Origin of the sequence: Aeromonas sp. R7-5 (genome assembly GCF_040908015.1) — a bacterium.
GTDB classification, from domain to species: domain Bacteria; phylum Pseudomonadota; class Gammaproteobacteria; order Enterobacterales; family Aeromonadaceae; genus Aeromonas; species Aeromonas caviae.
Genome location: NZ_JBFOCZ010000006.1, coordinates 125,798 through 144,276, shown reverse-complemented (window position 1 = coordinate 144,276; position 18,479 = coordinate 125,798). Strand labels below are relative to the sequence as shown.

General features: G+C 61.8%; 18 protein-coding genes. 10 read left to right on the top strand and 8 right to left on the bottom strand.

The features are described 5' to 3' along the window. Positions 1–179: 179 nt before the first annotated feature. Positions 180–2,750: a DNA mismatch repair protein MutS gene (gene mutS / locus AB5Y53_RS01595; RefSeq protein ID WP_048209017.1), complete on the top strand. Its 2,571-nt coding sequence runs from the start codon at positions 180–182 to the stop codon at positions 2,748–2,750. 70 nt (positions 2,751–2,820) lie between these two features. Here mutS and AB5Y53_RS01590 read toward each other — a convergent pair whose 3' ends face one another. Further along, entirely contained in the window at positions 2,821–4,419 is a 1,599-nt protein-coding gene (locus tag AB5Y53_RS01590) for a BCCT family transporter (RefSeq protein WP_049636524.1), read from the bottom strand. A gap of 9 nt (positions 4,420–4,428) precedes the next feature. Beyond that, positions 4,429–4,956 carry a hypothetical protein gene (locus tag AB5Y53_RS01585; protein WP_010672814.1) on the bottom strand — a complete coding sequence of 176 codons (528 nt, stop codon included), beginning with the start codon at positions 4,954–4,956 and terminating at the stop codon, positions 4,429–4,431. Between the two features lie 163 nt (positions 4,957–5,119). Here AB5Y53_RS01585 and AB5Y53_RS01580 point away from each other — a divergent pair, with 163 nt between their 5' ends. Next, a complete protein-coding gene (locus AB5Y53_RS01580) occupies positions 5,120–5,599 on the top strand; it encodes a MarR family winged helix-turn-helix transcriptional regulator (RefSeq protein ID WP_010672813.1) in 480 nt (159 codons plus the stop codon). Between the two features lie 61 nt (positions 5,600–5,660). On the opposite strand, the gene AB5Y53_RS01575 is transcribed toward AB5Y53_RS01580, so the two are convergent. After that, positions 5,661–6,242: a YjaG family protein gene (locus tag AB5Y53_RS01575; RefSeq protein ID WP_042864483.1), complete on the bottom strand. Its 582-nt coding sequence runs from the start codon at positions 6,240–6,242 to the stop codon at positions 5,661–5,663. A 161-nt stretch (positions 6,243–6,403) separates the two neighbouring features. On the opposite strand from AB5Y53_RS01575, the gene AB5Y53_RS01570 reads away from it, so the two are divergent. After that, positions 6,404–7,348, top strand: a complete 945-nt coding sequence (locus AB5Y53_RS01570) for a D-2-hydroxyacid dehydrogenase (RefSeq protein ID WP_368181016.1) — start codon at positions 6,404–6,406, stop codon at positions 7,346–7,348. Between the two features lie 63 nt (positions 7,349–7,411). Here the strand turns inward: AB5Y53_RS01570 and mepM are convergent, their stop codons facing one another. Beyond that, the gene (gene mepM, locus AB5Y53_RS01565) at positions 7,412–8,749 is read right to left on the bottom strand and encodes a murein DD-endopeptidase MepM (protein ID WP_041212320.1); all 1,338 of its coding nucleotides are present in this window, start codon (positions 8,747–8,749) and stop codon (positions 7,412–7,414) included. Between the two features lie 271 nt (positions 8,750–9,020). On the opposite strand from mepM, the gene AB5Y53_RS01560 reads away from it, so the two are divergent. Then, entirely contained in the window at positions 9,021–10,322 is a 1,302-nt protein-coding gene (locus AB5Y53_RS01560) for a LapD/MoxY N-terminal periplasmic domain-containing protein (RefSeq protein ID WP_368181015.1), read from the top strand. Beyond that, complete coding sequence (locus AB5Y53_RS01555) at positions 10,319–11,260, top strand: TAXI family TRAP transporter solute-binding subunit (protein ID WP_368181014.1); 942 nt, start codon at positions 10,319–10,321, stop codon at positions 11,258–11,260. Before AB5Y53_RS01560 ends, AB5Y53_RS01555 begins: the two co-directional genes overlap by 4 nt. Here AB5Y53_RS01555 and AB5Y53_RS01550 read toward each other — a convergent pair. Both AB5Y53_RS01550 and znuA read right to left on the bottom strand, forming a co-directional pair. Further along, positions 11,255–11,929, bottom strand: coding sequence for a transglutaminase-like cysteine peptidase (locus AB5Y53_RS01550; protein ID WP_042878306.1), 675 nt, complete (start codon positions 11,927–11,929; stop codon positions 11,255–11,257). The genes AB5Y53_RS01555 and AB5Y53_RS01550 overlap by 6 nt on opposite strands. 76 nt (positions 11,930–12,005) lie before the next feature. Next, complete coding sequence (gene znuA, locus AB5Y53_RS01545) at positions 12,006–12,944, bottom strand: zinc ABC transporter substrate-binding protein ZnuA (RefSeq protein WP_201969693.1); 939 nt, start codon at positions 12,942–12,944, stop codon at positions 12,006–12,008. A gap of 94 nt (positions 12,945–13,038) precedes the next feature. Between znuA and znuC the strand changes: the two genes are divergently transcribed. Together znuC and znuB are read left to right on the top strand one after the other, a co-directional pair. Beyond that, complete coding sequence (gene znuC / locus AB5Y53_RS01540; protein WP_368181013.1) at positions 13,039–13,803, top strand: zinc ABC transporter ATP-binding protein ZnuC; 765 nt, start codon at positions 13,039–13,041, stop codon at positions 13,801–13,803. A 9-nt stretch (positions 13,804–13,812) separates the two neighbouring features. After that, positions 13,813–14,592: a zinc ABC transporter permease subunit ZnuB gene (znuB, locus tag AB5Y53_RS01535; protein WP_010672803.1), complete on the top strand. Its 780-nt coding sequence runs from the start codon at positions 13,813–13,815 to the stop codon at positions 14,590–14,592. Positions 14,593–14,696: 104 nt separating this feature from the next. Here znuB and AB5Y53_RS01530 read toward each other — a convergent pair whose 3' ends face one another. After that, on the bottom strand, positions 14,697–15,614 hold the full coding sequence (locus AB5Y53_RS01530) for a LysR substrate-binding domain-containing protein (protein WP_010672802.1): 918 nt from the start codon (positions 15,612–15,614) through the stop codon (positions 14,697–14,699). Between the two features lie 91 nt (positions 15,615–15,705). Here AB5Y53_RS01530 and AB5Y53_RS01525 point away from each other — a divergent pair, with 91 nt between their 5' ends. After that, complete coding sequence (locus AB5Y53_RS01525; protein ID WP_010672801.1) at positions 15,706–16,563, top strand: DMT family transporter; 858 nt, start codon at positions 15,706–15,708, stop codon at positions 16,561–16,563. Here AB5Y53_RS01525 and AB5Y53_RS01520 read toward each other — a convergent pair. Continuing rightward, on the bottom strand, positions 16,560–17,150 hold the full coding sequence (locus AB5Y53_RS01520) for a uracil-DNA glycosylase family protein (RefSeq protein WP_010672800.1): 591 nt from the start codon (positions 17,148–17,150) through the stop codon (positions 16,560–16,562). The two genes, AB5Y53_RS01525 and AB5Y53_RS01520, sit on opposite strands and share 4 nt — an antisense overlap. A gap of 102 nt (positions 17,151–17,252) precedes the next feature. Between AB5Y53_RS01520 and rarD the strand changes: the two genes are divergently transcribed. Both rarD and AB5Y53_RS01510 read left to right on the top strand, forming a co-directional pair. Further along, positions 17,253–18,146 carry an EamA family transporter RarD gene (gene rarD, locus AB5Y53_RS01515; RefSeq protein ID WP_151027198.1) on the top strand — a complete coding sequence of 298 codons (894 nt, stop codon included), beginning with the start codon at positions 17,253–17,255 and terminating at the stop codon, positions 18,144–18,146. Then, positions 18,143–18,478, top strand: coding sequence for a GIY-YIG nuclease family protein (locus AB5Y53_RS01510; protein WP_368181012.1), 336 nt, complete (start codon positions 18,143–18,145; stop codon positions 18,476–18,478). The genes rarD and AB5Y53_RS01510 overlap by 4 nt, the downstream gene beginning before the upstream one ends. Position 18,479: the final 1 nt, after the last annotated feature.

Genomic DNA, 18,479 nt, shown 5'->3' with positions numbered 1-18,479 from the left:
TCCCCCCAGGCCACTCTGGTCAGCATCATCCGGATGCACAGATCCGCGACGGGATGCCGGCTTTGCCCCCAAGACGGAGATTCCTCCTCACCATCTTGCCTCGAGCATGTAGAATGGCCCCCAGATTCAGACCCATGACGGCAGACGTTTGCCCGCAAGAGCACCTTCTGGAATAGCACATGACAGCACAATACCAAGCGCCAGGCGCCAACTTGAGCGCCCACACCCCCATGATGCAGCAGTATCTGACTCTCAAGGCCGAGAACCCGGAGATCCTGCTGTTTTATCGCATGGGTGACTTCTACGAGCTCTTCTACGACGACGCCCGCAAGGCCTCCCAGCTGCTCGACATCTCCCTGACCAAGCGCGGCCAGTCGGCCGGCAGCCCCATCCCGATGGCCGGGGTGCCCTATCACGCCATCGAGGGGTATCTCGCCAAGCTGGTACAGCTCGGCGAATCGGCCGCCATCTGCGAGCAGGTGGGGGATCCCGCCACCAGCAAGGGGCCGGTGGAGCGCAAGGTCATTCGCATCATCACCCCGGGTACCGTCTCCGACGAGGCGCTGCTCAGCGAGCGGCAGGACAACCTGATCGCCGCCGTCTACCACGATGGCCGCCGCTTCGGTTACGGCACCATGGACATCGGCTCCGGACGCTTCTTCATCAACCAGTTCGAGAAAGAAGAGACCCTGCTGGCGGAGCTGCAACGCACCAATCCGGCGGAGCTGCTCTACCCCGAATCGTTCGCCTTCCTGCACCATGTCGAGGGTCGCCGCGGTCTGCGCCGCCGCCCGGAGTGGGAGTTCGAGCTCGGCACCGCCCGCAAGCTCTTGTGCCAGCAGTTCGGCACCCAGGATCTGGTGGGCTTTGGGGTCGAGCAGAGCGAGACCGCCCTGTGCGCCGCCGGCTGCCTGATGCAGTACGTGAAAGACACCCAGCGCACCGCCCTGCCCCACATTCGCAGCGTGCGCCTGGAGCAGCCCGATCATGCGGTCATCATGGATGCTGCCACCCGCCGCAATCTGGAGCTGACCCAGAATCTGGCCGGCGGTCACGACAACACCCTCTCCGCCGTGCTCGATTGCACCGCCACGCCGATGGGCAGCCGCCTGCTCAAGCGCTGGATCCACCAGCCGATCCGCGATCGGGTGATCCTCAAAGGTCGCCAGAGCACTATCAAGGAGCTCATCGAGCAGAACCTCTATGACGAGCTGGGGAGCCTGCTGCGCCAGGTCGGCGATGTGGAGCGGGTGCTGGCGCGCCTTGCCTTGCGCTCGGCCCGTCCGCGCGATCTGACCCGGCTGCGGCAGGCTTTTGCTCAGCTGCCCGAGTTGCAGCGTCTGCTGGCGGAGAGCGAGCACGAGGCGGTGCAGCAGCTGCGCGAGCGGGCAAGTACCTTCCCCGAGCTGTTCGATCTGCTGGAGCGTGCCGTGATGGAGGTGCCGCCGGTGCTCATCCGCGATGGCGGCGTCATCCGTGAAGGGTTCAACACTGATCTGGACGAGCTGCGGGATCTGGCCAATGGCGCCACCGCCAGCCTGGCCCGCATCGAGGAGCGGGAGAAGGCGCTCACCGGCATCAACACCCTCAAGGTGGGCTACAACAAGGTGCACGGCTTCTACATCGAGGTGAGCCGCGCCAACAGCCACCTGGTGCCGGCCCACTACATCCGCCGCCAGACGCTGAAAAACAACGAGCGCTACATCATCGATGAGCTGAAGAAGTACGAGGACAAGGTGCTCACCGCCCAGGCCCAGGCGCTGGCGCTGGAAAAACGTCTCTACGAAGAGCTGCTCGACGCCCTGCTGCCGCACCTCGGCGATCTGCAGGAGTCTGCTGCCGCACTGGCGGAGCTGGACGTGCTGGCCAACCTGGCCGAGCGGGCAGAGACCCTCGACTATCGCTGCCCCACACTCATCGACGAGGATCAGATCCTCATCGAGGCGGGCCGCCATCCGGTGGTGGAGCAGGTGATGACCGACCCCTTTATCGCCAACCCGATACGGCTGGAGCGGGAGCGGCGGATGCTGATCATCACCGGCCCCAACATGGGCGGTAAATCCACTTACATGCGCCAGACCGCACTCATCGTGCTGCTGGCCCATATCGGCGCATTCGTGCCCGCCGACAGCGCCCGCATCGGCCCCATCGACCGCATCTTCACCCGCATCGGAGCGTCGGATGATCTCGCCTCCGGCCGCTCCACCTTTATGGTGGAGATGACCGAAACCGCCAATATCCTCAACAACGCCACCGCCCGCAGTCTGGTGCTGATGGACGAGATTGGCCGCGGCACCAGCACCTACGACGGCCTCTCGCTGGCCTGGGCCTGCGCCGAGCAGCTGGCTAGCAAGATTGGCGCCTACACCCTGTTCGCCACTCACTACTTCGAGCTGACCCGCCTGCCCGAGCTGATGAGCGGGCTGGCCAACGTCCACCTGGATGCGGTGGAGCACGGCGACACCATCGCCTTCATGCACGCGGTGCAGGAAGGTGCGGCCAGCCGATCCTACGGCCTGCAGGTAGCGGCGCTGGCCGGGGTGCCGAAATCGGTGATCCACCAGGCCCGCCACAAACTGCACGAGCTGGAGAGTGCCACTCCGGTAGCCGCCGGCGAAAGCCGTCCGGCTCCGGTCACTCTCGCCCCGCAACCCCATCCTGTGGTGGAGGAGCTGGCAGCAGTTCGCCCGGACGAGCTGACCCCGCGACAGGCCCTTGACCTGCTCTATCGACTCAAGCAGATGCTGTAGCTACCGACCGCCGAACAGGCATGAAAAAGGGGAACCGCGAGGTTCCCCTTTCGTTTGACCGAACCTGTCATCAGCCCGGACCGATGCGATCCATCAGGCTCAGATTGACCGACCCCGGATGACGCTTGAGCTTCTGCCTGTATTCGAACTGGTGCTGGCTCTCCTGTTTGAGCCCCTGCATCAGGGAGTAGCACATGGCCAGCATGATGACCGAGAAGGGCAGCGCGGCGATGATGCTGGCGGCCTGCAGGGCGGCAAGCCCGCCGGAGACCAGCAGAATGGCCGCGACCAGCCCCTGCCCCAGCCCCCAGATGGCGCGGTGCAGCACCGGGGGATCCTGATCGCCGATGGAGAGCAGCGTCGTAATCACGAGCGTGCCCGAGTCGCTGGAGGTGATGAAGTAGGTGCAGATAAGCAGGGTCAGCACCCCCTTGGCAATCCAGCCGAAGGTCTCCCAGTGCAGCAGTTCCACCGTCTTGTAGAGCGCCATGGTGACATCCTGATTGACCGCTTCCACCACGCCGCCGCCACCGAACAGCTCCAGGTTCATGGCAGTCCCGCCGAACACGGTGAGCCAGAACATGCCGAGCAGGGAGGGCACCAGCAGAACACCGAGCACGAATTCACGAATCGTGCGGCCCTTGGAGATGCGGGCGATGAACATGCCGACAAAGGGTGCCCACGCGATCCACCAGCCCCAGTAAAATGCGGTCCAGCTAGACTGCCAGGCCGAGGTACCGTTGGCTTCGGTATTGGTCCAGAAGCTCAGCTTGACGATGTTCTGCAGGTAATCACCGATGTTCTGCACATAGGCGTTGAGGATGTAGGTGGTCGGCCCCAGCACCAGGAAGAGGCCCAGCACGAACACGCTCAACCAGATATTGAGTTCGGAGAGGATCTTCACCCCGCGCCCGACGCCGGAGATGGCCGACAGGGTGGCAATCAGGCTGATGCCACCGATGAGCCAGAGCTGGTTCGCTTGTGACACGCCCATGCCGAACATCTGATTGAGGCCGGTGTTCATCTGGGAGACGCCCAGCCCAAGGGAGGTCGCCACCCCGAACACGGTACCGAACACCGCCAGCACGTCGGCGGCATGGCCCCAGAAGCCGTAGATACGATCGCCAAGAATGGGGTAGAGCACGGAGCGGATAGCCAGCGGCAACTTGCGCCGGTAGCTGAAGAAGGCCAGCGACAGGCCGACGATCACATAGATGGCCCAGGGGTGCAGACCCCAGTGGAAGAAGGTGAGGCGCATGGCGATCTGGGCCGCTTCCGGCGTCATACCTTCGGTGATGAAGGGGTTGCCCTGCAGGTGATACATGGGCTCGGCGATACTCCAGAACACCAGGCCTATGCCCATGCCTGCGCTGAACAGCATGGAAAACCAGGCAAAGTAGCCAAACTCCGGTACCTGGTCGTCGTCGCCCAGCCGGATGCTGCCAAAGCGGCTGAACATCAGGTAGACGGCGAAGAACAGGAACAGGGCGACCACCAGGATGTAATACCACTTGAAGCCAGCAATGATGGTGTCCTTGGCCCCGGTAAACCAGGTGCCTGCGGTATCCGGATCAAAGACGCCGAACAGCAGGAAGAGGGTCACGACGGTGAGGGCCGTCATGGCCATGGTGGGATTGAGGCCTTTCAAAAGCCCTTTGGTTGCTCGCATCGGGCCTCCTTAGTCGTTGTTGAAAAAGTCTTCACCCACGTGATCGCCGGCACCGCCGATGGCGCGATAGGCCAGACGACCAGCCACCTGCTCACGGTGATCCACCAGGGTCACCGACGGCTGGCCGTTCACTGCGTGGCGTTTGCCAAGGAAGATAGCCATGGGCACCCCCAGATTGGAGACACCACTGGTTATCCAGAGGCGGTTGAAGTCATAGGAGCCACCGATGAACTCCAGCTGTGCCAGCCCATTGTCCAGACCCGCCAGATAAAAGTTCATGGCACTCTCGTCGGGGAAGAGGTGAACCAGCACATAGGCATAGCGCAGCTCATTGACCAACTCCTTTAGACTGAAAGAACCTGTGTTGCTGCAAGAGAGCGGCAGCTCGCCATCGTAGTGGTGTACCTTGAGGTTGTTGGGGTCCTCGTCATAAGCAGGTTGATAACGCACAAACGCCGCGGTGTCCGGCAGTTCATAGCGAACTCTGACCACACGCAGGTCGGCAACCAGGGACTTGATATCCAGGTCGTCATGCATGATTTCACTCCTCAAATATCGGGTTGGAATGGGGCAATTGTCCGATAACCTAACACAATATTCATTAGAGCTGAAATCATTACATCAAAAACCATATTGACCTTGTTATGGATTAGGCGGAGAATTTCGCGCCTCTCCACAGCCCTGCGATGACCCAGACCCCATGGAAAAACATGATGAAGTGCTGATCGCCCTGCGCCAGATCATCCGTGCCATCGACATGCACTCCAAGCGCTTGATCAAGGAAGCCGGCCTGACCTCGCCCCAGCTCCTGCTGCTCAAGGGTATCGACGAGCTTGGCCAGATCTCCATGCGCCAGTTGGCGGATCACACCAACATGAGCCAGGCCACCGCCACCACCATCATGGACCGGCTGGAGAGCCGCCAGCTGGTGCAGCGCATTCGCAGCGAAACCGACAAACGCAAGGTGCATGCGACGCTCACTGACGCGGGACGCGCCCTGCTTGCCCAGGCTCCGACCCCCTTGCAGGAGAGTTTCATTCAACGCTTTCAGGCGCTGGAGAACTGGGAGCAGGGGTTGTTGCTCTCTTCCCTGCAACGCATCTCCGCCATGATGAATGCCGACGGTATCGATGCTGCCCCCGTGCTGAGTGTCAGCCCCCTGACCGAAGAGCGGGCCTGAACCGCACCCATAAAAAAAGCTCCCGACCGGGAGCTTTTTTTATGGGTAGAACGCGATGGCATTACGCCTCCAGGCTGATGCCGATGTTGGAGACGCCGTCCTGGGCCGCGAAGGCGCGGATGGCAAGGATGCGATCGCTGTCCCGTTCATGGGCCACCCGTTTGAGCAGTTCGACCTGGAACTCCAGCTCCGCCTCCATGTACTCGTGCTCATAGAGCTCCTCATCGCTGAGATCCCGCTCTTCCAGCATCTCGATGAAGCCGGCGACCGTGCCGACAGACGCATGGCTGGCGTCGTTGGCCTCTTCCCCCACCCGGCAGATCACCGAGTTGTAGGCACAACCCAGCGCCACGCAGGCGTCCAGTGCCGGATAGGCGCCGTAGGATTCAAACTTGCGTGGATCGGGAATGTAGACTTCAAACGCTTCCAGAATGGCACCAAGATTGACGCGGGATCCCTTGACCGTCAGGTAGTTCCACATCTGATCCAGCGCGTGACGGAATGCCCTCGCATCCCCGAAACCGGAGGCCTGGGTAAAGAGCACATAGTTGGGGTACATGCGCTCTGCCAGCGCCAGGGTATAGACGGTTTGCTGCCAGGGCTGCAGCTCGGCCAGTCGCTTATAAAACTTGTCACCAAACACTGGAGTCGGATCCTTTGCAAAATGTGGGGCAGATTGTAGCCCACGAGGGCCCCGTCTAAAAATGAAAAAGCGCCCTGCTCGACTATCTTGCCCGATCAACTGGGGTAAGATGGAGACAGCATCCCTCTCGCCTTGCCATAAACACGATAAGGAACAAGAGTATGAGCCAACGTACCCTGCTGCTGTTGAGTCAGGACAACAGCCACTATGAACGCCTGCTCAAGGCGGCCCATCTTCCCCATCTGCACATTCTTCGGGCCGACAATCAGGCCGAGGCCGAACAGCTTATCGGTGACGCTCATATCCTGATGGCCGAGCCTGCCCGGGCCAAGCCGCTGCTGGCCAAGGCCGGCAAGCTCAGCTGGCTCCAGTCGACTTATGCCGGGGTCGATGTGCTGCTGGACGCCAGTTGCCGCCGCGACTACCTGCTCACCAATGTCCGCGGCATCTTCGGCCCCTTGATGAGTGAGTATGTGTTCGGCCATCTGCTCAGCCTGACCCGCCAGTTGCCACTCTATCGCGAGCAGCAGCAACAGGGCGTCTGGCAGAGCCATCCCTATCAGGGCTTGAAGGGAAAGACGCTGCTGCTGCTCGGCACCGGTAGCATCGGGCAGCATATCGCCCACACCGGCAAACATTTTGGCATGAGGGTGCTCGGCATCAGCCACAGTGGCCGTGAACGTGCCGGGTTCGATCAGGTGTACCAGTTGCCGGCACTCAACAAAATGCTGGCCCAGGCCGATGTCATCGTCAGCGTGCTGCCCGCCACCCGCGAGACACGCCATCTCTTCACCGCCGAACGCTTCAGCCACTGCAAACCGGGCGCCATCTTCTTCAACGTCGGCAGAGGCAATGCCGTCCATGAGGGGGATCTGCTGGCGGCACTGCAAACCGGCAAGCCCGCCATGGCGGTGCTCGATGTGTTCGAGCAGGAACCCCTGCCCGCTGACAGCCCGCTCTGGCTCCAGCCCAATCTCATCGTGACGCCCCACAACAGCGCCTACAGCTTCCCGGAAGATGTGGCCCAGATCTTCATCCGCAACTACATCCGCTTCATCGATGGTCAGCAGCTGGACGGCAGGATCGACTTTGACAAGGGTTATTGAAGCCGTTCTGCAATGAAAAGGCCCCGCCAGTTGGCGGGGCCTTTTTCGTCAGGAGGGAGCCGTTCAGCCCGCCTCCATCTCTTTGCGGTAGCTCTTCACCTTGGCGAGGAACTGACGCTTGTCCTTACCGGAGAGCGGCTCCGCCATCGGCAGCTTGATCTTCATGGGATCCACCGGGCGGTTGTTGATGCGCACCTCGTAGTGCAGGTGAGCACCGGTGGAGCGGCCCGTGTTGCCGGAGAGGGCAATCTTGTCACCCATCTTCACCTTCTGGCCCGGCTTGACCAGCAGCTTGCTCAGGTGCAGATAACGGGTCATCAGGGTACGGCCGTGCTTGATCACGACATAGGTGCCTGCCAGCGGGTGGCTGGTTGCCTTGAGGACCACACCGTCACCGGTCGCCATGATGGGCGTGCCTACCGGCAAGGCAAAGTCGGTCCCCTCATGGGGCCGGACCTGCCCGGTAATGGGATGACGGCGATTCGGGTTGAAACTGGAGCTGACCCGGTAACGGCTGTGAGTCGGATAACGGCGGAAACCGCGCTCCAGGCTGTTTGCCTGACCGTCATAATAGTTGCCATCTTCCGACAACCAGGCTGACACGGCCTTGCCCTGGCTGAACACCTCGACCCCCAGCAACTGGGTATTGCCCGTACTCTTGCCGTCGACCGTCTCCTGACGGACCAGCACCTTGAACTTATCACCCTTTTTCAAATCCTTGGCGAAGTTGAGGCGCCACTGGAACAGGTTGGCAATCTTCTGGATGTGGTTGGCCGGGATCCCGGCATTGCGGGCGCTGACGTAGAAGCTGCCGTTGATGACACCGTCATAGCTCTTCTGCTGCCACTCCACCTCTTCATTGAGCATGTTGGCGCTATAGGTGTCGTCGGTACGCTCCAGCACCAGAGTCTGCTTGATGTTCAGGCGGATCTTCAGCTGCTGCAGAATGTTGTCCTGATCGATCAGCAACTCGATGGTCTGACCGGGTTTGAGACGCGCCAGGTTGTTCTTGGCATCCGCATCCAACACCTTGTAGAGGGTGGTGGTGGACAGCCCCAGGTTGTTGAAGATGGTGGTCAGGTTCTCGCCGTTACGCACCCGGTAATCCTGCCATTGAGGCGTGGCATCCGCCGGGATGTCGTCTTCGGGAGCGGCTGACTCGACCAGCTCGTGATCCGGAATGTCGTTGAAGTCGGTGTTGTCTTCGTTGGTTGCGGTGCCCGTGGTGGCGATCGGCAACTCCAGACGCAGTGGCCGCTCCAGGATGTCACCGGGAGCTGGCAATACGGCTACCGCTGACAGCGTCATGGCCGTGAGCAATAGCATGGCATAGAAATGCTTGCGGGGAACCGGGGGTTCCCAATTGGCAGCCTGGGCTACCAAGGGACGGAGACGTTTCATCCGCTATCCTGTTATTAGATCTAAGGGTGGTGGTTGTGGGTCTGTTTTTATGAGTTTTTATTATGAAAAACCGAATATCTGGCTTTTAGACCTAAATACTTACAAAAAGTTCATAGCTCCATGCACGAAACTCACATTTTATGCATAACCTTCCAGCATGGGCAGAAATGATCGTCATTTTCAGCCATTTTTTTCTATTTTTAAGAACCAAGTCCGGTTGTGGTGCTCTCCGGCCCAGAAAATGTTGCAAAAACATCTCCATGGAGTGGGTATGTCATTGGCAAAATTGTTAAATGTAATCATCCTAATCCTCTTCACCATCGGCGCCGCGCTGCTGCTCGTGCTGGAGATCACGACGATACGACAGTCTATTCTCGACCAAATGTCGGCCAACCTTGAAACCGCCATCACCGCACTGGGGCTGGTGCTGCAGGGCACTCTGCTCAACGATGACAAGGTCCTTGCCGAGACCATAGTGAACGCCATGTTCGACGGAGGCTTCGTCAACTCCGTCGTTCTGCTGGATCCGGATGGCCAGGTGCTGTTCCAGAAGGTGTTCCACACCGCACAGCAAAATATTCCAGGCTGGCTCCCCTCTGTTATCGACATGCCGCCGGTCAAAATTGAGCAGGAGTTGACCGACGGCTGGCGTATTCTCGGTACCCTCACGCTCGAGGGGCACAAGGGTTACGCCTACCAGCATCTGTGGAATGCCATCAGTCGTACCGGGCTCGCATTGCTCGTCGGCCTGCTGGTGTTTAGCCTGGTGATCACCTGGGTGTGCCGCCGCCTGATGCACCCCCTCGAACAAGTCAGTTTGCAGCTAACCCGGATCCGCAAACGCCAGTTCAGCGGCAACCTGCCAACCCCGTGGCTTCGCGAATTGCAGGAAGTCGTCGTCTCCATCAACCAGCTGGTCTCCGAACGCAAACGGGACCTGCTGCAACAACGGCTGAAGATCACCCAGCTTGGCAAGCACGACGCCCTCCCGACCCACCAGAAGCTCGTTGGTCTGGTCGACACCAATGACAACACCTATCAGCAGCATTTCTTCTCCACTCAGGGGAGTATCAGGCTCTACAGCCGCCTGTTACCCAAGCACCCCCCCACCACGGACAGCTCGCCGGATGAAATTCGGGCGCTGCTCAACGACTGGCTGACCCAGAAGGCGGAAGGGCTCCAGCTACCTCTCAGCCTGCTCGGCCATCCAGACTGGGCGCAGTTTGCCCACGTGCTGGCCAGCGCTCGTGGCAAGACGCTGGACTGGCGCTGGGATCTGGCTATCTTCCCTCCCCTGGCCGAGGAGCGACTGACTGCACTCCAGTCCCAGGGGATTGAGCTGGCGTTCAGCAATATCCCGATGAACAACGACAATCTGGCCAGGCTCGACCCTATCAGACCTGTCTTCATCAGTTGCCAGCTCACCCAGTCCCCCCTTTATTGGAACCTGCTTTCCCAATGCCTCCATGCTTCCGGCTACACCTTGCTGGCGGAAGCCGGCGACATGAGCGATGTGGACACGCTGCGCAGTTGGGGCATCGATGGTTATGCCACTCAGGAGAATGCATCATGAGGATCCCGCTGCTGCTGCTTGCCCTGCTGTGGCAACCGACCCTGTACGCGACCACCATGACCATAGGCACCGGGGGGGAGCAAGGCATCTATTACCAGGTCATCAAGGAGTTCTGCAGACTGGCCAAAAAAAGTGACCCCACGATGCCCTGCAAACTACAGGCCAGCTCCGGGTCCATCGAAAATCTCCGCCAGCTGAAAACGGGAGAGGTACCCTATGCGCTCGTCCAGTCCGACTGGCTCTATCAGGCCAGCCAGGGCACCGGGCCTTTCGCTGCCCAGCCACAACCCGAGCTGAGGGCGCTCTTTGCCACCCACGCCGAACCTTTCACCATAGTGGTGCGAGCCGATGGGGATATCACCACCCTGGAGCAGCTCAAGCTGGCCCCCATCGACATGGGCCTGAAGAGTTCAGGGACTCGTCAAACGGCATTGGCCCTGTTCAATGTTCTGGGCGCAAAGGAGCAGGATCTCGATTTGAAGAGCGTCGCCAATCTCTCCGAAGCGTTGTGCAATAAACAGATCGATGCCTATGGCCTTGTCATGGGTCATCCCAACCGCATCGTGCTGGACACCGCCAAGCGCTGCGCCGTGCGCTTCCTGGCGATCGAGGGGCCCGTCAGGGACCAGCTGCTCAAGGGGGTCAGGTATTATCAGCGCAGCCAGGTGCCGGCACGCATCTACCCGGGCAACCTCAAGGCAACCCCGACCTTCGCCATCGCCGCCACCCTGGTGACCAATGCCGCCACTCCGGATGACGAGGTCTATCGGCTGACCCGGGCCATGCTGAGCCAGCAAACCAGTTTCAACGAACAGACCTATGGCTATGCGAACCTGTTTCACAAGGCGCGTAACAAGATTGGCCCGGTGCTGAGTGTCGAACAGCATCCGGGCGCGGCAAAATATTTCGAGGAGTTGAAGGCGGCGGGCAAGTTATAGCTGGCGACGGGGGGAGCGCAAATGCTCGCTGGAGAAGCGGCTCTGCATCGAGGTCCACTGGGCCAGGCGATCGGCGCTCCCCGCCAGGGTTCCCTCGCGACGAGATTTCATGATCCAGATGCTTTTGGCATCGAAACTGTAAACCGGCTGCAGATCATTGCGCTTGCTCCCCGGCAGGATGCGGCCATTGATGTTGTCCAGCACCAGGGGATCTGACTTGATGGTCGGGAAGTACAACGTCACCATGTGGAACTGGTTGTAACGAATTGCCTTCACATAGGCCAGCCGCAGCTTCTTCTCGTCGACCCCCAGCTCCATCAGGGTGTAGTACTTGGCGATGCTGTAGTCCTCGCAATCCCCTCCTCTCGCCCCGATGAACTCCAGCGGATTGGCCCAATAATCATCATCCCCCCACAGTCTGGGATCCTCGCTGTAGGTCAGGTTGTTGAAGTAGTTATTCACCAGCTCCAGCTTCTGCTGGTCCGTCGTTCCGGCCCTTGGCGTCAGCAGACGAGAGAAGGCCTCGGACCGCTGGATCGCTCTGGCGCCATAGACCGCCTGCATTTTTGCCCTGAGTTCCGGGCTGGCGATGTGTTCGGAAAGACCGGATGCCTGTATGCCGGATCCCAGCAGGGTCAGCGTGCAGACAGAGACGAGCAACCATTTCATGACTGACACTCCATATCAGATGCTGGAGGTCAGTATAGTTGGCCGCGCCGCCTCTATCGTCAATGTCGGGCAAGGCCTAGCGGCACTGGGCGAAGGCGTCCGCCAATTGCTGCATGAATTGCGGATAACCGTCCGGACCGAGCGGCACCTGCTCGCCGACTTCGTCCAGCAGCAGCACCTTGGCCCCGGTATTGCGGGCAACCGACTCGATCACCGCCGGGGAGAACTGCGGCTCGGCGTAGATGCAGCTCGCCTTTTTCTCTTCCAGCGCCTTGCGGATATCAATCAGCGTCTTGGCTCCCGGGCGACGCTCCGGACTCACGGTGAAGTGTCCCTTGGAGCTCATGCCGTAGTGACGCTCCCAGTATCCATAGGCTTCGTGGAACACGAAGTAGCCCTTCTGATCCACCGCCTCCATCTGCACGGCGATCACCTTGTCCAGGGCGTTCACCTTGCCCTCGAAGGCCGCGAGATTGGCGGCATAGCGCGCCTGGTTGGCAGGGTCCAGCTTGCCCAGTTCGGTTGCAATCGCCTTGGCAATCACCTTGGCCTGGGTTGGACCCAGCCAGATGTGGGGATCCACCCCTTCGTGGTGGTGCCCTTCATGGCCCTCGTCGTGCGAGCCGTGGTCGTGGGCGGCATGGTCATGATCCTTGTCGTCATGGTGATGCTCGTCATGTTCCCCCTGGGTCGCATAGTTGTACAGCGGCATGCCGGGAACCTGGGTCAGGGTCAATACATGAGGATGCCGGGCCAGGGGTTTGGCCATGAAGCCTTCCAGCTCGGGACCGACCCACACCACCAGATCGGCCTCCTTGATGTTGCGCATGTCGGAAGGGCGCAGGGAAAAATCGTGGGGAGACGCGCCGGTGGGCAGCAACACCCCGGGCTCGCTCACGCCATCGGTGATCGCCGCCGCGATGAAGCCCAGGGGTTTGATGGTGGTCAGCACCTCGAGGGCACGGACAGGCAGACTCACCGCCATCAGGGCAGTGATCAGAGCAAGAATTCGCATAGAGGTCTCGTCAGGGAGTATGTGTGTGATAATATAACAAACCAACGTCGCTGTTATATTATAACTCTCACAGGCTGTAAACCCCGGAGCTGTCATGACCCAACTGGTGGAGCTGAAAGAGGTCTGTCTCTCATTTGACGGACGACTCGTGCTCGACAAGGTCTCCTTTACCCTGAACAAAGGCAAAATCACCACCCTGGTCGGCCCCAACGGGGCGGGCAAGAGCACCCTGAGCAAGCTGGTGCTGGGCTTGCTCAGCCCAGATTCGGGGGACATCGTTCGCCGCCGCGATCTGCGGATCGGCTATGTACCCCAGCGCCTCTATCTGGACCCCACCCTCCCCCTGACGGTGCGCCGCTTCCTGCAGCTTGGCAAGAACAGCCGCCTCTCCATCGAGGAGGCGCTCAATCGGGTCGGTGCCCAGGATCTGCTGGACAACCGGATGCAGAAACTCTCCGGCGGCGAGATGCAGCGGGTGCTGCTGGCCCGCGCCCTGCTGGTCAAACCCGAGCTGCTGGTGCTGGACGAACCGGTGCAAGGGGTGGACATCAACGGCCAGATCGAGCTCTATGCCCTCATCAGCCAGCTGGCCGCCGAGTTCCACTGCGCCGTGCTGATGGTCTCCCACGATCTGCACCTGGTGATGGCCAGCACTCACGAGGTGATCTGCCTCAATCGCCACGTCTGCTGCCACGGCGAGCCACAGAGCGTGGCCCGCCACCCGGAATTTGCCCGCCTGTTCGGGCGGCCGGAGCGGGAGGTGCTGGCGGTCTATACCCACCATCACCACTGCGATGGTGAACACCATCATCATGAACCGCAGGCTCCCGTCATCCGCCTGCCCTCTCGCAACAACTAGGATCTTCACGTGGACAGCTTTCTGTTATACGCCCTCGCGGCCGGACTCGGCATCGCCCTGCTGGCCGGGCCGCTTGGCAGCTTCGTGGTGTGGCGCAAGATGGCCTATTTTGGCGACACCCTCTCCCATGCCTGCCTGTTCGGCATCGCCCTCGGCATCCTGCTGCAGGTGGACCTCACCCTGGCGGTCGTGGTCTGCTGCCTCGCCATGGCGATGCTGCTGGTCATCATGAGCCGCAACCAGCAGGTGGCCACCGACACCCTGCTCGGCATTCTGGCCCACAGCGCCCTGTCGCTGGGTCTGGTCACCCTGAGCTTCATGGACAACGTGCGGGTGGACCTGATGGCCTACCTGTTTGGCGACCTGCTCTCGGTGCAGCCCATGGACCTGCTCTGGATCTACGGCGGCGGCGCCCTGGTGCTGCTCACCCTGTGGCGACTCTGGGATCCCCTGCTCTCCATGACCATCTCGGAAGAGCTGGCCCGGGTGGAAGGGGTGCGGGTGGATGTGCTGCGCTGCGTGCTGATGTTGCTGATAGGCCTGGTCATCGCCGTGGCCATGAAGTTCGTCGGGGCGCTCATCATCACCTCCTTGCTGATCATTCCCGCCGCCACCGCCCGCCGCTTCAGCCAGACTCCGGAGCAGATGGCCGGCTTTGCCGCCCTGACAGGCTGTCTCGCCGTGCTGGGGGGCCTTGCCCTCTCCTGGTATCAAGACACCCCGGCCGGTCCCTCGGTCGTAGTCTGCGCCACCACCCTCTTTGTACTGAGCCAGTTCAAGCGCACCTGACCCGCTCCTGATGGCCCTGGTCTCGCCAGTGCCATCAGGCCCTCCGAAGCAGACCCATCCGTCGTGGGCTGCGTCGTCCATTCTGCATAGGGCGTCCAGCACGTTCAGACGCGCCTGAGAGGCTCGTTTTCCCCGGGTCTCAGGCTCGCCTGCGACTCCTGCCACAGCCACTGACGCAACCGGCTGATGGCGGGTTCATGGGCGCGCGAGCGCTTGAAGACGAAATAGAAGTTGTCGCCGGTCTCGAGGGCGTGCAGGGGCAGCCGCACCAGACGCGGATCTTCCGGCTGCAACATGTAGTCATTGATGAGCGCCATTCCCTGGTCCCAGTTCGCCGCCTCCAGCGCGAGCAGGATATGGCTGAAATGGTGCACCCTCGCCTCGGGGGGAATGGTCAGCCCCCCCATTTCGGCCCAGCGCCGCCAATCTTCCCCCTTCTCTCGGTAGATAGCCTGGATGGAGAGCAGCGGCAACTGCCACAAGGTGGCGGGCCACTCCCCTTCCACCTGCTGCCACATCCGGCGACTGCACACCGGCATCAGCCGCTCCCGATAGAGCAGATCGTGCATGTAGCCCGGCCCTTCGGGGGAGACGGTGATGAAACCGTCCGCCACCCTGTCGGAGAGCTCGGGATCTTCCGCCACCATCTCCAGGCTGAGATCCAGCTCGGGATAGAGCTGGCGCAGCCCGGCCAGGCGCGGGATCAGCCACTTCACCGCAAAGGAGCTGTAGACCGCGAGCCGCACCCGCATCTCGCCTCCCCCGCGCAACTGCTCGCTGCTGTGGGCAATCTGGACCAGCCCGGCGGCGATCCCCTCGAAATAGATCTCCCCCTGGGGCGTCAGGGAGAGCAGCCGCCCCTGGCGCAGCAGCAGCCGCTCCCCCAGAAAATCCTCCAGCAGACGGATCTGGTGACTGACCGCACTCTGGCTGACATTGAGCTCCAGGGCGGCGCGGGAAAAACTCAGCAGGCGGGCAACCACCTCGAAATATTGAACGGCGCGCAGGGGGGGCAGCTTCATTATCCAAATTTCTCATGCGTGATGATTTTTTATCATTTTACTGGATAACAGGCCGCGGGCTACCCTCCCCTCATCTGAATCTGGAGGTGGTATGAATGCAGTCGGAATAGGCATCCTCTATCTGGTGCTCGGCAACATGGTGGCGGTCTTCTCCGATGCCCTGGTCAAGGTGCTGGAGCCGGACCAGCCCATCTTCCAATTTGTCTTTTTCCGCCAGCTCTCCGCGGCCCTGCTGCTCGCCCCCTGGCTGCTCTGGTCCTGGCGGCGCAACCCGCCGGTAGCCCTCAAGTGGCACCTGCTGCGGGCCCATATCTGGGCCGTCGGTGTCTGCCTGATGGTGGTCGCCCTCACCCGGCTGCCGCTCGCCACCGCCAACGCCCTCTTCTATGCCGCCCCGCTGCTGATGGTGCCGCTCGCGGTCTGGCTGGCGGGGGAGGCACTCTCGCGCCAGAAGGTGCTGACGGCGCTGCTCGGCTTCGTCGGAGTGCTCATCGTGCTGCGCCCGACCGAGGTAAACTGGGCCGCCCTGGCGGCGCTCGGGGTGGCGCTCTCCCTGGCGGTCAACAACCTGCTGATCAAGCGCATCCCGCTCCAGCAGCCCATCGCCCAGACCCTGTTTTTCACCAATGTGCTGAGCATGCCCTTCATCCTGGCGCTGGCCTGGTGGGAAGGGGGCGAGTGGCAATGGCAGATGTGGTGGCCCGCCTTCGGCTCCTCGGCGCTCATCATGGTCTACGCGGGGCTGTGCGTGATGGCCTATCGCAAGGCGGAGGCGAGCAAGATCGCCTCGGCGGAGTACACCGGGCTGCTGATGGCGGTCGCCATCGGGGTCTGGCTGTTTGACGAACAGCCGGGGCTGCCGCTGCTGTTGGGGTGCCTGTGCATCATACTGCCGCTGGTCGCCATGGCCCGCAGCAAGCCCAAGCCCCAGGCCGAGCCGGCGCTCTAGCCTGCCGGGTCAAGCAGGGGGGCGACCCTCTGCTGCAGATGGGGGATCACTGCCTGCTCGAACCAGGGGTTCTTCCTGAGCCAGAGGGTGTTGCGCGGGGATGGGTGCGGCAGCGGCAACCAGGCCGGGCCATAGTCCGCCCAGTGTCGCACCGTCTCGGTGAGCGATCCTTTCGCCGCCGCCCTCAGGTAGTAAGCCTGCGCATACTGGCCGATGAGCAGGGTCAGCTCGATGTTGGGCAGCAGCATCAGTACCTTGTCGTGCCAGGTGGGGGCACATTCCGGGCGCGGCGGCAGATCCCCCGACTTGCCCCTGCCCGGGTAACAGAGCCCCATGGGCATGATGGCGATGCGGGATTCATCGTAAAAGGTGGCCTTGTCCACCCCGAGCCACAAGCGCAGCCGATCGCCGGAGGGATCGTCCCAGGGGATGCCGCTGGCGTGTACCCGGGTGCCGGGGGCCTGGCCGATGATGAGCAGACGGGCGCGCTCGTTGCCGCGGATCACCGGCCTTGGGCCGAGCGGCAGGTGGGCCTCGCACAGGCGGCAGGCCCGGATCTGTTCAAACAGGGGATCGAGTCGGTTCATGGGCCCGATAGTACCAGAGTTTTCTCCCCGCTCCCGCTTGTGAAAGGGGCGGCGGATACTTATCATGCAGCCGCCATTGTTTAGTTTAATAAACGGAGAGAGATGAAGAACTGGATGGGCACCGGCAGCGCGGCCCTCTCATTCGTGCTGTGGGGCATGCTGCCCCTCTATTACCAGTTCATGCCCGAGATCAACATGTGGGAACTGCTTTCCCACCGGGTGCTCTGGTCCGTGGTGCTGCTGGGAGGCCTGCTTCTGCTCCTCGGCCAGCGGGTGCCCTGGGGGGCCCTGCGCGGCGATCCCCGGCAGCTCGGCCTCGTGCTGCTGGCGGGCCCCGTGATGTCCATCAGCTGGTGCATGTTCACCTGGTGCCTGACCACGGGCCAGGTGCTGGCCACCAGCCTCGCCTTCTTCATGACCCCGCTCTTCAACATCGCTTTTGCGGTGCTCTTCCTCAAAGAGAAGCTCACCCCGCAAAAACACCTGGCGGTGGCGCTCGCCCTGGCGGGGCTCGCCTACATGCTCTTCTCTTACGGCGAGCTACCCTGGTTCTCCCTCGTGATGGGGGCCAACTTTGCCCTCTACGGCCTCATCAAGAAAAAGGTGAGACTGGACGCCGGTACCAGTCTCTATCTGGAGTCTCTGGTGCAGTTGCCCGTCGCCCTTCTCATCATCGGCTGGCTGACCTTGCAGGGCACCAGCCAGTTTATGGCCGGTGACTGGACCGATCGCCTGCTGCTGATGGGCAGCGCCCCCGCCACCCTGCTGCCGGTGGGGCTGTTCTGCTATGCGGTGGCGCGCACGCCCATGAGCACGGTGGGGCTGCTGCAATACATAGAGCCGAGCCTCGCCTTCCTGCTCGCCCTCTTCTGGTTTGGCGAGATCCCGGATCCGGTGAAATCCGTGGGCTTTGCCTTCGTCTGGGCCGGCCTGCTGGTGAGCCTGCTGCCCCTGCACCGGCTTGGGCGCCAGCGGGCCAGGTGGCGCACCTCGTGACCCTCGCCACTACCACTCCCTCCCGCTGGTTTGTCTATCTGGTGCGCACCAGCACCGGGGCACTCTATGCGGGGATCAGCACGGATCCCGAGCGGCGACTGCGTCAGCACCAGAGCGGCAAGGGGGCCAGAGCCCTGCGCGGCAAGGGCCCCCTCTCCCTGGTATGGCAGCAGGAGGTCCCCGGCAAACGCGAGGCGCTGCGCCTCGAGTACCGCCTCAAGCAGCAGAGCAAGGCGTTCAAGGAGCGCCTGGTGCTCGACCCCGAACTCTGGCACGGCTGGAGCCAGCCCTGGCTGAGCACCCGCTTGGCCCCCGCCAGCCCGGCGCCATAAA